The organism is Nonomuraea deserti (genome assembly GCF_004348685.1).
Taxonomy (GTDB): Bacteria; Actinomycetota; Actinomycetes; order Streptosporangiales; family Streptosporangiaceae; genus Nonomuraea; species Nonomuraea deserti.
In genome coordinates, this window is record NZ_SMKO01000245.1 from 1 (window position 1) to 13,328 (window position 13,328).

General features: G+C 70.2%; 14 protein-coding genes. 11 read left to right on the forward strand and 3 right to left on the reverse strand.

Annotated elements, in window-relative coordinates:
* Nucleotides 1–1,200, forward strand: a 1,200-nt coding sequence (locus tag E1292_RS51895) for a DUF5719 family protein (RefSeq protein ID WP_165975079.1), incomplete at its 5' end; no start/stop codon positions are given.
* A gap of 11 nt (nucleotides 1,201–1,211) precedes the next feature.
* Here E1292_RS51895 and E1292_RS45360 read toward each other — a convergent pair.
* A complete protein-coding gene (locus E1292_RS45360) occupies nucleotides 1,212–1,652 on the reverse strand; it encodes a metallopeptidase family protein (RefSeq protein ID WP_132605991.1) in 441 nt (146 codons plus the stop codon).
* A 232-nt stretch (nucleotides 1,653–1,884) separates the two neighbouring features.
* On the opposite strand from E1292_RS45360, the gene E1292_RS45365 reads away from it, so the two are divergent.
* From E1292_RS45365 to E1292_RS45385, 5 genes are read left to right on the forward strand one after another with little or no spacing between them, the layout of a single operon-like run.
* Complete coding sequence (locus E1292_RS45365) at nucleotides 1,885–2,253, forward strand: DUF3499 domain-containing protein (RefSeq protein ID WP_106236645.1); 369 nt, start codon at nucleotides 1,885–1,887, stop codon at nucleotides 2,251–2,253.
* Between the two features lie 42 nt (nucleotides 2,254–2,295).
* Nucleotides 2,296–3,645 carry a phosphomannomutase/phosphoglucomutase gene (locus E1292_RS45370; RefSeq protein WP_132605992.1) on the forward strand — a complete coding sequence of 450 codons (1,350 nt, stop codon included), beginning with the start codon at nucleotides 2,296–2,298 and terminating at the stop codon, nucleotides 3,643–3,645.
* Nucleotides 3,642–3,809, forward strand: coding sequence for a Trm112 family protein (locus E1292_RS45375; protein WP_106236648.1), 168 nt, complete (start codon nucleotides 3,642–3,644; stop codon nucleotides 3,807–3,809). The genes E1292_RS45370 and E1292_RS45375 overlap by 4 nt, the downstream gene beginning before the upstream one ends.
* Entirely contained in the window at nucleotides 3,806–4,912 is a 1,107-nt protein-coding gene (locus E1292_RS45380) for an SIS domain-containing protein (protein ID WP_132605993.1), read from the forward strand. The genes E1292_RS45375 and E1292_RS45380 overlap by 4 nt, the downstream gene beginning before the upstream one ends.
* Nucleotides 4,913–4,961: 49 nt before the next feature.
* Nucleotides 4,962–5,888, forward strand: coding sequence for a cation diffusion facilitator family transporter (locus E1292_RS45385; protein WP_132605994.1), 927 nt, complete (start codon nucleotides 4,962–4,964; stop codon nucleotides 5,886–5,888).
* Here the strand turns inward: E1292_RS45385 and E1292_RS45390 are convergent.
* On the reverse strand, nucleotides 5,885–6,226 hold the full coding sequence (locus tag E1292_RS45390; protein WP_132605995.1) for a MerR family DNA-binding transcriptional regulator: 342 nt from the start codon (nucleotides 6,224–6,226) through the stop codon (nucleotides 5,885–5,887). The two genes, E1292_RS45385 and E1292_RS45390, sit on opposite strands and share 4 nt — an antisense overlap.
* A gap of 103 nt (nucleotides 6,227–6,329) precedes the next feature.
* Here E1292_RS45390 and ahcY point away from each other — a divergent pair, with 103 nt between their 5' ends.
* A complete protein-coding gene (ahcY, locus tag E1292_RS45395; protein ID WP_132605996.1) occupies nucleotides 6,330–7,757 on the forward strand; it encodes an adenosylhomocysteinase in 1,428 nt (475 codons plus the stop codon).
* Between the two features lie 256 nt (nucleotides 7,758–8,013).
* Nucleotides 8,014–9,249 (forward strand): adenosylhomocysteinase, encoded by a 1,236-nt coding sequence (locus E1292_RS45400; RefSeq protein ID WP_132605997.1) that lies wholly within the window; start codon nucleotides 8,014–8,016, stop codon nucleotides 9,247–9,249.
* An 85-nt stretch (nucleotides 9,250–9,334) separates the two neighbouring features.
* On the opposite strand, the gene E1292_RS45405 is transcribed toward E1292_RS45400, so the two are convergent.
* Nucleotides 9,335–9,970, reverse strand: a complete 636-nt coding sequence (locus E1292_RS45405) for a DUF305 domain-containing protein (RefSeq protein ID WP_132605998.1) — start codon at nucleotides 9,968–9,970, stop codon at nucleotides 9,335–9,337.
* 166 nt (nucleotides 9,971–10,136) lie between these two features.
* Between E1292_RS45405 and E1292_RS45410 the strand changes: the two genes are divergently transcribed.
* The 3 genes from E1292_RS45410 to E1292_RS53170 all read left to right on the forward strand — a co-directional run.
* Nucleotides 10,137–11,534: an LVIVD repeat-containing protein gene (locus E1292_RS45410; protein WP_132605999.1), complete on the forward strand. Its 1,398-nt coding sequence runs from the start codon at nucleotides 10,137–10,139 to the stop codon at nucleotides 11,532–11,534.
* Between the two features lie 36 nt (nucleotides 11,535–11,570).
* Nucleotides 11,571–12,953, forward strand: coding sequence for an LVIVD repeat-containing protein (locus tag E1292_RS45415; RefSeq protein WP_132606000.1), 1,383 nt, complete (start codon nucleotides 11,571–11,573; stop codon nucleotides 12,951–12,953).
* 164 nt (nucleotides 12,954–13,117) lie between these two features.
* On the forward strand, nucleotides 13,118–13,328 hold a 211-nt coding region (locus E1292_RS53170), incomplete at its 3' end, for a hypothetical protein (RefSeq protein ID WP_220447383.1).

Genomic DNA, 13,328 nt, shown 5'->3' on the forward strand with positions numbered 1-13,328 from the left:
GAGACAGCCCTGCCGCCCCCGCCCGCGGGCCCGCGGAAGGTGGCCGTCGAGTCGGTCACCGCCGTCTGCCCCGGCACGAAGGGCGAGCACGTCGACGTCTACCTGCCCGACGCGCTCAACCGCGAGAAGATGGACGCCGAGCCGTACGTGACGAAGGGCCCCGGCGCGCTGGAGGCCGGCTACCTCACCCGCGCCACCAAGGGCGGCGGGCGAGGGCTGGCCGGAGTGCGCTGCACCGAGCCCGGTCAGGAGACCTGGCTGGTCGGCCCCGGCCCCGCAGACGCCGACGTACGCCTCCATCTCACCAACGCCGACAAGGCGCCCGCGCTGACCGACGTCCAGGTCCACGCGGCGGAAGGGCTCGTCTCCGGCGACAAGGGGATCGGGCTGGAGCTCGCGCCCGGCGAGCACCGGGAGATCGACCTCAAGACGCTCGCCCCCTCGGCCGACATCATGGCCGTGAGCGTCACCACCGTCTTCGGCCGGGTCGCCGTCGCCGCCAGGACCACCCTCGACACCGGCGGCGCCGACTGGATCCCCGCCACCGCGCCGCCCGCGACGCGCGTGGTCGTCCCCGGCATCCCCGGCGGTGGCGGGCGCAGGGAGCTCCTCGTCGCCGCCCCCGGCGAGACCGACGCCGTCGTGCGGCTCAAGGCGGTGAGCGAGGACGCGGAGTACGCGATGAAGGGCCGCGAAACCCTCGACGTGCCGGCCGGCGGCGTGGTCGCCCTCGACGTCACCACCGGCCTCGGCGGCTCCTCGGGCGCCCTCGTCCTCACCTCGCCCGTGCCGATCGTGGCCGGCGTCGTCATCACGGGCACCGGCGGCCGCTCCGACGTCGCCTTCACCGCGGGCACGTCCTCACTGGACCTGGGCAGCGCGGTGGCGGGCAACCGCGCGGGCTCCCGCCTGGTCCTCACGGCGCTCGGCGGGCCCGGCAAGGTGCGGGTGCGGGCGGTGCCGGACGGCGACGCGTTCGACGTGGAGGTGCCGGCGGGGCGGACGAAGAACGTCAAGCTCAAGGCGAAGGGGAACTTCGCCGTGGTGGTCACGCCCGTATCGGGGGAGGTCTACGGGGGACGCGTGGTGGAGGAACGCCTGAAGAGCGGCCTGCTGCTCACGGCCCAGCCACTGTCTCCTGCCCGCATGTGGACCCTGCTCCCGCCCCTCACCGACACCTCCCGCGTGGTGGTGCCCTGAGCCAGGAGGCCTCAGCCGCGGTCGTCGTAGCCCGGGTCGACGGTCTCGGGGGCCAGGCCGAGCAGGGTGGCGACCTGCTCCACGACGGTGTCGTGCACCATGGCCCCCAGCGTGTCGCGGTCGCGGGCCCGTGCCTCCAGCGGACGCCGGTAGACCACGATCGAGGCGGGGTTGGGGCCGGCGGCCGCGTCGGCGCGGCCGAACGGGATCGGGTCGGAGCTCAGCTGCGGCCCGTCGCCCAGCTCGCTCAGCGGCGGCACCTCTTCCACCGCGAACTCCACCGCCGACAACTGGCGCTCCCACCGGGGCCTGAGCCGGTCGACCGCGTCGAGCACGAGGTCGTCGAAGCGCTCGCTGCGGGACTTGGCCATGGGGACGTGGGAGGGGGCGAGCGGGCCGCGGAGACCGCGACCGTGGCGATCGCGCCGCCTGGGACCTCGCCTGTGAGTCACGGGACCAAGTGTACGGGGGCGTACCGGCGGTTCCGGGGAGCGGCGTCACCCGCCATGGTCGGCCTTTTCCGCCCAGGAACGCCGAAACCAGCGTCCCTCCGGCCCCGGAAGACCGGGTCCTCGCCGGGGAAATCGGTGGAAAGGCTGCGACAGGTGTCCGAATTGTGGCGACACGCTCGTTAAGAGTGCTCAGATAGTGGCGCCTCGCACTCTTACCAGATACGGTCCCTCCGTGAGCCCCGTCCGCCGCTGTTCCCGCACCGCCTGCAGCCAGCCTGCCGTCTTCACGCTCACGTACGTATACGCCGACTCGACCGCTGTTCTCGGCCCCCTGGCGACGTACGCGGAGCCACATTGTTATGACCTGTGCGCCGAACACGCCGAGCGGCTGACCGCCCCCCGCGGCTGGGAGGTGGTGCGGCTGCCGACGGACGGCGCCTCGCCCAGTTCCGACGATCTCGAGGCGCTGGCCAACGCGGTCAGGGAGGCGGCGCGGCCCACGCCGTCCGGCGGGGGTGAGCCGGTCGGCCAGGGCGTCGAGGTCGGCAGGCGCGGGCACCTGCGCGTTCTGAGGTCGGCCCAGCAGCACCGCGACCGGTAGGCTCGTTTCAACGGAGGAAACGACCAAGGGCGGAGCTGCAGAGTGGGCGATTTCGCCAAGATCTTCAAAGCGTACGACGTTCGCGGGGTGGTTCCCGACGAGCTCGACGAGCAGACCGCCGAGGCCGTGGGGGCGGCCTTCGTCGAGGTGACGGGCGCCGCGTCGGTCGTGGTGGCCCATGACATGCGCGAGTCGTCCGTGCCGCTGGCCGAGGCCTTCATCCGCGGCGCGCGTTCGCGCCGGGCCGACGTGGTGCATGCCGGGCTCGGCTCCACCGACCTGCTCTACTACGCGAGCGGCAGCCTCGGGCTGCCGGGCGTCATGTTCACCGCCAGCCACAATCCCGCCCGCTACAACGGCATGAAGATGTGCCGGTCCGGCGCGGTGCCGATCGGCGGCGACACGGGGTTGACGGAGATCCGCGACCGCGCGGCGCAGCTGGTCGGCGTGACGGCCACGCCGGCGGGGTCGCTGATCGAGAAGGACCTGCTGCCGGGCTACGCCCATCACCTGCGCACGCTGGTCGACCTGGCGGGCGTCAGGCCGCTCAAGGTGGTCGTCGACGCGGGCAACGGCATGGGCGGGCACACCGTTCCCGCCGTGTTCGAGGGGTTGCCGATCGAGCTGGTCCCGCTCTACTTCGAGCTGGACGGCGACTTCCCCAACCACGAGGCCAACCCGCTGGAGCCGCAGAACCTCGTCGACCTGCAGCGGGCGGTGGTCGACAGCGGCGCGGACCTCGGGCTGGCCTTCGACGGCGACGCCGACCGGTGCTGGGTGATCGACGAGCGGGGAGAGTCCGTCCCGCCGTCGGCCGTGACCGCGCTGGTCGCGGTGCGCGAGCTGGCCAAGGCTCCGGGCGCCACGATCATCCACAATCTGATCACGTCTCACGGCGTGCGCGAGATCGTCCGCGAGCACGGCGGGGTTCCGGTGCGGACGCGGGTGGGGCACTCGTTCATCAAGGCCGAGATGGCCCGAACGGGCGCGGTGTTCGGCGGCGAGCACTCGGCCCACTACTATTTCCGCGACTTCTGGTTCGCCGACTCGGGCATGCTGGCCGCGATGCACGTGCTGGCCGCGCTGGGCGAGCAGGAGCGGACGCTGTCCGAGCTGGTGGCGGACTACTCGCGCTATCACGCCTCCGGCGAGGTCAACAGCGCGGTCGCCGACCAGGACGAGGCGCTGCGGCGGGTGCGGGAGGCGTTCGCGGGCCGGGGCGAGTTCGACGAGCTCGACGGGCTGACCGTGACGGGTTCCGGCTGGTGGTTCAACCTGCGGGCCTCCAACACCGAGCCGCTGCTCAGGCTGAACGCCGAGGCGGCCGACGAGACCGAGATGACGGCGATCAGGGACGAGGTCCTCGCCATTGTGGGAAAGGTGTCAGAGTGAAGATCGACGACTGGCTGCTGGAGATCCTGGCCTGCCCGGCGTGCAAGGCGCCCCTGCGTGCAGAGACCGAGGCCGAAGAGCTGGCCTGCACCGGTTGCGGCCTGATCTACCCGGTCCGGGATGACATCCCCGTTCTGCTCGTCGACGAGGCCAGGAAGCCGTGACCTGGGAGCCGGGGCGGCTCGACGACCAGCGGCATCTCGGCGACGGCGACCCCGGGGGCATGCTGCCGGCGGTCGCCGCCGCGGCGGCTCACGTACGCACCGGCTACCGCACCGCCGTCGAGTCCCGTGTCGATCGCCTGGCCGAGACGGGGCGCCCGCGCGCCATCGTGGTCGCGGGCATGGGCGGCTCCGGCATCGCGGGTGACATCATGGCGGCGGTCGTCGGCAACGGCGCGCCGCTGCCGATCATCACCATGCGCTCCTACCAGCTTCCCGGCTGGGTCGGCGCCACCGACCTGGTCATCGCCGTCTCCGGCTCAGGCGACACCGAGGAGACGCTGGCCGTCGCCACCCAGGCCGTGCGGCGCGGGTGCACGCTGCTGGGCGTGGGCGCGCCCGGCTCGCCGCTGGAGGCGATCGCCACCCAGGCGTCGGCGGTCTACGTGCCGGTGCCGGTGAGCGGGCAGTCCAGGGCCAACGTCTGGCTGCTGACCGTGCCGCTGATCGTGGCCGCCGCCGCGCTGCGGCTGGTGCCGGCCGACGCGGAGCTGTTCGAACGGGTGGCCACGGCGCTGGAGGACATGGCGCACCGGTGCCGGCCGGCCAGCGAGTCGTTCGTCAATCCGGGCAAGTCGCTCGCGCTCGACCTGGCCGAGAGCCTTCCGGTGATCTGGGGTTCGTCGGCCGCGGCGTCGGTGGCGGCGTACCGGCTGGCCTGCCAGCTCAACACCAACGCGAAATATCCCGCCATCTTCGGAGAGCTGCCCGAGGCGGGCCACGACCAGGTCGCGACCTTCGACGGGCCGATGGCCGAGCGCGACATCTTCGCCGACGCCCCCGCGCACGCGCTCAGGCTGGTCGTGCTGCGCGACGTCGAGGAGCATCCCCAGCTCACGCGCCAGCGCGAGGCGTCGCTGCGCCTGGCGCGCGAGCGCGGCGTGCCGGTGACCGAGCTGACCGCGGAGGGCGTGCATCCGCTGGAGCGGATGGCCTCGCTGATCCTGCTCGGCGATTACGCGAGCACCTATCTGGCGCTGGGATACGCCGTCGATCCGAGCTCTGTCTCGGCGATCAGTGAGCTGAAGGCCAGGATTTCGCAATAGGATCCCCTTCCAGGCCTTTATTAAATGATCTTATGAGTGGAGAAGACCGGTGAGCGCGAGCGGCGGAACGAAAGCGATCGTGGCGGCGTTGGTCGCTAACTTGTCCATTGCCGTGGCCAAGTTCGTGGCGGCGTTCTTCACCGGGTCGTCGTCGATGCTGGCCGAGGGCATCCACTCGGTCGCCGACTCGGGCAACCAGGTGCTGCTGCTGGTCGGCGGCAAGCGGGCGGCCCGCGCCAGCACCAAGGAACACCCGTTCGGCTACGGTCGCGAGCGCTATTTCTACGCGTTCGTGGTGGCCGTGGTGCTGTTCGCGATCGGCGCGCTCTTCTCGCTGTACGAGGGCTACCACAAACTGACCCACGCCGAGCCCCTCACCTCGCCCGCCTGGGCGTTCGGTGTGCTGATCTTCGCGATCATCGCCGAGATCTTCTCGTTCCGCACGGCCATCAAGGAAGCCAACCTGGTGCGCGGCCGTCAGGGGTGGGTCGCGTTCATCCGCAGGTCCAAGTCGCCGGAGCTGCCGGTCATCCTGCTGGAGGACCTCGGCGCGCTGCTCGGCCTGATCTTCGCGCTGTTCGGCGTGACGATGGCCGTGGTGACGGGCAACCCCGTCTGGGACGCCATCGGGACCTTGATGATCGGCGCCCTGCTCGCAGCCATCTCGGTCGTGCTGGCCGTGGAGACCAAGTCGCTGCTGGTCGGCGAGGGCGCCTCGCCGGAGGTCGAGGAGCAGATCCGCCGCGCGCTGGAGAGCGCGCCCGAGGTCGACCGGATCATCCACATGCGCACGCTGCACCTCGGCCCGGAGGAACTGCTCGTGGGCGCCAAGATCGCGGTCTCGCACGACGAGACGGCCGGCGAGGTGGCGCGCGGCATCGACGAGGCCGAGCAGCGCATCCGCGCGGCCGTGCCGATCGCCAGGGTCATCTACCTCGAGCCCGACCTCGACCGGTCCCGCACGCCCGCCTCCTAAGCGCCGCCCGACGTACGCAGCAGCCGCAGGGCCTTCTCCTTCTCGAAGTCGAGGGCTCTGCGGGGCACCTGGATGCGCCCGATCCGCACCCCGAGGTCGCGTACGGCCGCCGCCACCGCCGGCTCGCTCAGCACCCGCAGCGCGAACGCCAGCTCGGCCGGCGACACGTCGAACCGTTTCTCCAGCTCGACGCCCTGTGCCACGGCGGCGAGCTCTTCGGGGCCGAACCGCCGGTGCGCCCCCTGCTCCCGCACAGGGGGCAGCAGGCCGAGTGCCTCCCGATAGCGGAGCATCCGTGGGGACATGCCGAGCCGCCTGGCGGCTTCCGTGATGCGCATCCTTACATTCTTACGTCAGTTTCACCCCTCCTGGCGTGCGTCGCCGTACGAACGGTGCCTAGACTCGTCGGCGACAACCATCAGTGACGCGAGGGGAAACCCGATGGACTTCAAGGTCGCAGACCTTTCACTTGCCGACTTCGGTCGTAAGGAGATCCGGCTCGCCGAGCACGAGATGCCCGGCCTCATGGCCGTGCGCCGCGATTACTCGGACACGCGACCTTTGGCGGGCGCGAAGATCATGGGCTCCCTGCACATGACGATCCAGACCGCCGTCCTCATCGAGACGCTGGTGGCGCTCGGAGCCGAGGTCCGCTGGGTCAGCTGCAACATCTTCTCCACGCAGGACCACGCCGCCGCCGCGGTGGTCGTCGGGCCCGACGGCACCGTCGACGACCCGAAGGGCGTGCCGGTCTTCGCCTGGAAGGGCGAGACCCTGGAGGAATACTGGTGGTGCACCGAGCAGGCGCTGACCTGGCCTGACGGCGGCGCCCCCAACATGATCCTCGACGACGGCGGCGACGCCACGCTGCTGGTGCACAGGGGCGCCGAATACGAGAAGGCCGGCGCCGTGCCCCCCGCCACCGCCGACGACCCCGAGGAGTGGCACGTCATCATCGACCTGCTCACCCGCACGGTCGGCGCCGACAAGAGGTGGACCAGGATCGCCGAGAGCATCAAGGGCGTCACCGAGGAGACCACCACCGGCGTGCACCGCCTCTACGAGATGCACAAGAACGGCCAGCTCCTCTTCCCGGCCATCAACGTCAACGACTCGGTCACCAAGTCGAAGTTCGACAACAAGTACGGCTGCCGCCACTCCGTCATCGACGGCCTCAACCGCGCCACCGACGTGCTCATCGGCGGCAAGGTGGCCGTGGTCTGCGGCTACGGCGACGTCGGCAAGGGCTGCGCCGACGCGCTGCGCGGCCAGGGCGCCCGCGTGATCGTCACCGAGATCGACCCGATCTGCGCGCTCCAGGCGGCCATGGACGGCTACCAGGTGACCACGCTGGACGAGGTCGTCGGCATCGCCGACATCTTCGTCACCTGCACGGGCAACTTCAACATCATCACCGCCGACCACATGACGCGGATGAAGCACCAGGCGATCGTCTCCAACATCGGCCACTTCGACAACGAGATCGACATGGCCGGCCTCGCCAAGCTGCCCGGCATCCAGCGCAACACCATCAAGCCCCAGGTCGACGAGTGGGTCTTCGCCGACGGCCACACGATCCTGGTGCTCGCCGAGGGCCGCCTGATGAACCTCGGCTGCGCGACCGGGCACCCGAGCTTCGTCATGTCCAACTCGTTCACCAACCAGGTGATCGCCCAGATCGAGCTGTTCACCAAGACGGCCGACTACCCGATCGGCGTCTACACGCTGCCCAAGCACCTCGACGAGAAGGTCGCCCGGCTGCACCTCGACGCCCTCGGCGTCAAGCTCACCGAGCTCACCAAGGAGCAGGCGGCCTACATCGGCGTGCACGTCGAGGGCCCGTACAAGTCCGACCACTACCGCTACTGATGCTATGGGGACGGCTCATCGAGGTCTTCCCTCAGAAGACCTCCTGGCAGCCTCCTTCGCCGCTCCGAGGGGCTCTCCGCCTCTCGGAGCCGTGCGCGCTCCTCCGGAGCGCTCCGAACCCCCATCTTTTACGGCAGGCCAAGTCACCCGCACGCGCCGACGCCGCTTCCGTCCGTCATGGCCGGTCGTGAAGGCTCACGGGACTCTCGCCGTTACGAGCGCGTTCTTGGCCGTCTTCTTCGGTTACAGGTGAGCCATGGACGTCTGGGAAAGCGGTGAGCGGCAGATCTCGTGGGCCGCGCGTTCGATGCCGGTGCTGACCGCGATCGGCGAGCGCTTCGGCCTGGAACGGCCGCTGGACGGGCTGAAGATCGCGGCCTGTCTGCACGTCACCGCCGAGACGGCCGTGCTCATGGGAGCGCTGAAGGCGGGCGGGGCGGAGATCGCGCTCGCCGCCTCCAACCCGCTGTCGACGCGGGACGACGTGGCCGAGGCGTTGCGCGCGTACGGGATCGCCGTGCACGCGCGGGCCGGCGTCGACCGGCCGACCTACTACCGGCACATCCACCAGGCGCTCGATCTCGGGCCCGATCTCGTGCTCGACGACGGGTGCGACCTGGTGAACATCCTGCACACCGAGCGTACCGACCTGCTCGGCGGGGTCGGCGGCGGCTGCGAGGAGACCACCACGGGGATCATCAGGCTGCGCCAGATGACCGCGGAGAACGCGCTGAAGTTCCCGGTCGTGGCCGTGAACGACACCCGCACCAAGCGCATGTTCGACAACCGTTACGGCACCGGGCAGTCGACGCTCGACGGGATCATGCGGGCCACCAACATCATGCTCGCGGGGCGCACGGTGGTCGTGGCCGGGTTCGGGTTCTGCGGGCGCGGGGTGGCCGAGCGGGCCAAGGGCTTCGGCGCGCGGGTGATCGTCACCGAGATCGACGCGGTGAAGGCGCTCGACGCGACGCTGCAGGGCTACGAGGTGCGGCCGATGGCGCAGGCGGCGCTGCTCGGCGACCTGTTCATCACGGTGACCGGCAACCGGGACGTGATCAGGGCCGAGCACCTGGCCGCCATGAAGGACGGCGCGATCCTGGCCAACGCGGGGCACTTCGACGTGGAGATCGACGTGCGGGCGCTGGACGAGCTGGCCGTCGAGGTGATCCGTGGCGTCCGGCCCAACACCGACGAGTACGTCATGCCCGACGGTCGCCGGCTGCTGCTGCTCGCCGAGGGCCGGCTGGTCAACCTGACGGCTGCCGAGGGGCACCCGGCCGCGGTCATGGACATGTCGTTCTCGGCGCAGGCCCTGGCCGTGGCGTGGCTGGCCGGCGAGCGGGCGCGTCTGGAGCCGGGCGTCTACGACGTCCCGCCGGAGATCGACCACGAGGTCGCCAGGCTCAAGCTGGCCGCCACCGGCATCGGCATCGACCAGCTCACCGCCGAGCAGGAGGACTACCTGCACTCCTGGCGCGTCGGCTCCTGAGAGGCGCGGCCGGAGCTTCGCCCGTGTCGGCTCCGGAAGGCGCGGCCGGAGCTCCCCGCGTCGGTGCTGTTCCTGAGGGGCGCGGCTAGAGCTCGGTCTGCATCTCCCGCATGCGGCCGATCTCGGCCATCTGGGTGACGCTCACGTCGCCGGCCAGCTCCTCGATCCTGATGTGGGAGCCGCTGCTCAGCACCTTCTCCGACATCGTGATCGCCCCTTGATGGTGGTTGATCATGAGCTGCAGGAACATCCGGTCGAAGTCCTCGCCCGTCGCCGCCCGCAGCGCCGCCAGCTGCTCCGGCGTGGCCATGCCCGGCATGCCGTCGTGCGCCGCGTGGTGGTCGGGCACCTTCTGCTCCTGCTCCCGCAGCCACGTGGTCATGTACTGGATCTCGGGTGCCTGGGCGGCCTTGATCCGGTCGGCCAGGCTCTTCACCTTGGCCGACTCCGCCCTGTTCGGGGCCAGCAGCGCCATGTCCAGGGCCTGCCGGTGATGGACGATCATGTCCTGGACGTAGGTCACGTCGGCGGCGTTCGGGGTGGGGGAGGGCACCGCGGTGGCGGCCTCGGCCGGAGAGAGCGTCCTTTCCTGCTCGCCCGGCCGGCCGGGAGCGATTACGGGGGCGGTCGAGTCGGCCCGTGGCGCCTGAGGTGACGTGCCGGAGCTGCAGCCGGTGAGGGTGACGGCCGTGGCCATGACGACGATGAGCGCGGCGCGCACCCAGCCTCCCTGACAGACGTGGTGGAGAATGCGCACTCTAAGTCATTAGTCACGGTTAGGAAAGAGGTCGAACCGGAACAAAAATTGACAGATTGGACGCTGGTCAACGGCGGTGAAGAGAGCGACCATAACGGAGGTTTATGCCCCCTTTATCGGAGGTCCCCGAGTGTTCACCCGCCGCAGGGTCCTCATCCTGGTCGCGGCCCTGGTCGCGCTGACCGGCGCCACACTGCCGGTCCAGGCTGCGGACATCCCGGCTCCTGGCGAGATCGTCATGAGCCCGAACATCAAGCACGTCACGAACGTGCCCAAGCCCGAGGCCCTGGCCGACATTCACACGGACATGGCCTTCCAGGGCGACTACGCGTACGTCGGGAACTACTCCGGCTTCTCGATCTACGACATCCGCAACCCCAGGCGCACCTCGCTCGTCAGCTCCGTGGTCTGCCCCGGCGGGCAGATGGACGTCAGCGTCTACGGCGACCTGCTGTTCGGCTCGGTCGACTCCTCGCGCAACGACGACTCCTGCAGCAGCAGCTCGCAGCCCGCCTCCGTCAAGGAGTCGTGGGAGGGCGTCCGCATCTTCGACGTCTCCGACAAGTCCCACCCGAAGTACATCAAGGCGGTCGAGACGAACTGCGGCTCGCACACGCACACCCTGGTCCCCGACCGGTGGCGGCGCAACGTCTACATCTATGTCTCCTCCTACGGCCCGAGCGACGCGTTCCCCGACTGCGGGACCCCGCACGACCTCATCTCGATCATCAAGGTGCCGCTGCGGAACCCGTCCGCCGCCACCGTCATCGCGACGCCCAACCTGTTCCCCGACGGCGGCTACCCGGGCAAACAACTGCCCTATCCCGAGGGCAGGTCCGCCACCACAGGCTGCCACGACATCACCGCTTACCCGGAGAAGGGCATCGCGGCGGGCGCCTGCATGGGTGAGGGCATCCTGCTCGACATCCGCGACCCCGAGCGGCCCAAGGTCACCGCGACCGCGCGCGACGAGGAGAACTTCGCCTTCTGGCACTCGGCCACGTTCAACAACAACGGCACGAAGGTCATCTTCACCGACGAGCTCGGCGGCGGCGGCGCGGCCACCTGCAACGAGGCCATCGGGCCCAACCGGGGCGCCAACGCCTACTTCGACATCGAGCGCGGGCAGCTCGTCTTCAGGAGCTACTTCAAGATCTCCCGGCACCAGGACGACAGCGAGAACTGCGTCGCCCACAACGGCTCGCTGATCCCCGTCAAGGGCCGCGACATCATGGTGCAGGCGTGGTACCAGGGCGGCATCTCCGTGGTCGACTTCACCGACTCGGCGCATCCGCAGGAGATCGCCTACTTCGAGCGCGGCCCCGACAACACCGCGCCGGCGCTCAGCGGCGGCTTCTGGTCGGCCTACTACTACAACGGCCACATCTACGGCTCCGACTTCAACCTGGGCCTCGATGTGCTGAAGATCAACGACTGGCGTACGAACCGGGCGAACGGCGTCAAGATGCGCGAGCTCAACGCGCAGACCCAGACGTCCTACCCCGAGCGTGGCCACGGCCATCACTGACCGGCCGCCGGTCCCCGTACGAAGGAGGCATCCCGCATGTCCAGCCCGCGCCGTGTCCTCGCGATGGCCGGGGCGGCCGTCGCCCTGCTCCTCACCTCGTTACCCGCGACCGCCGGCGACATCCCGCCGCCTGACGCCGTCGTCACCAGCCCCAACGTGACCCACGTCAGGAACGTCCCCAAGCCGGACGCCATCGCCTCGACCATCAACACCGACATCGCCTTCCAGGACGGCTACGCCTACGTCGGCAACTACGGCGGCTTCTCCATCTACGACATCAGGAACCCCAAGAAGGCCAGGGCCGTGAGCTCCGTCGTCTGCCCCGGCGGGCAGATGGACGTCAGCGTCTACGGCGACCTGCTGTTCGCCGCGGTCGACAGCTCCCGCAGCGACGACTCCTGCGCCAGCACGGACCGGCCAGCCTCCGAGAAGGACGCCTGGGAAGGCGTCCGCATCTTCGACATCTCCAACAAGACCAGGCCGAGGTACGTCAAGGCGGTCGAGACGGCCTGCGGCTCCCACACCCTGACCCTGGTGCCGGGCAAGGGCCGCGACCGGCACAAGAACGTCTACGTCTACGTCTCCTCGTACCTGCCGGCGGCGAACTTCCCCGACTGCCAGCCGCCGCACGACAAGATCTCGATCATCAAGGTGCCGCTGCGCCACCCGGAGGCCGCCCACGTCGCGGCCACCCCGGTCGTCTTCCCCGACGGCGGCAACGAGGACCAGCCCGGCCTGCTCGTCCCGACCACCGGCTGCCACGACATCACCGCGTACGCCGAGAAGGACATCGCGGCGGGCGCGTGCATGGGCGACGGCGTGCTGTTCGACATCTCCGACCGGCTCGACCCGAAGGTCACCGCCAGGACCACCGACCCCAACTTCGCGTTCTGGCACTCCGCGACGTTCAGCAACAACGCCAGGAAGGTCGTCTTCACCGACGAGCTCGGCGGCGGCGGCGCGGCCACCTGCAACGAAGCCACCGGCCCGAACCGCGGCGCCGACGCGATCTACGACATCGCGCGCGGGCAACTCGTCTTCAAGAGCTACTTCAAGATCTCCCGCCACCAGGACGACAGCGAGAACTGCGTCGCCCACAACGGCTCGCTGATCCCCGTCAAGGGCCGCGACATCATGGTGCAGGCGTGGTACATGGGCGGGCTGTCGGTCTGGGACTTCACCGACTCCGCCAACCCGAGGGAGATCGGCTACTTCGAGCGCGGCCCCCGCTCGGAGGGCGGTGGCGGCGGCATCTGGTCCGCCTACTACTACAACGGCTACATCTACGCGGCCGACTTCCACGAGGGCTTCGACGTCGTCAAGATCGACGACCGGCTCACGGACAGCGCCAGGCACGTGCGTACCGACCGGTTCAACGCGCAGACGCAGGAGTCGTACCGCAACGGATGGTGGCACTGATCCTATGGCCTCGCTCCGCTCGGCGGGTTCGGTCGCCCGGTGCCGCCGCCTTCCCCCGCTCTGGTCGCTGCGCTCCCGCCGCTCCTCCAGGCGACGGCGCTCCCTCACGTGTTGATGGCCTCGCTCCGCTCGGCGGGTTCGGTCGCCCGGGGCCGTCTCGGTCATTGGGGCGGCGCGAACCCGCCCGGGGTCGCCTGCGGCGGCTCCGGCGCGGGCGCGGCCGGAGGCTGCGGGCCAGGCGGCGGGCCAGGCTGCGGGCCAGGCTGCGGGTACGGGCCGGGCGGCGGGTGGGAAGCCGCCGGAGGAGGCCCTGGCTGCGCGTAGGGACCGGGCTGCGCGTGTGGGACCGGCGGGGGTGGGCCGGGCTGCGCGTAC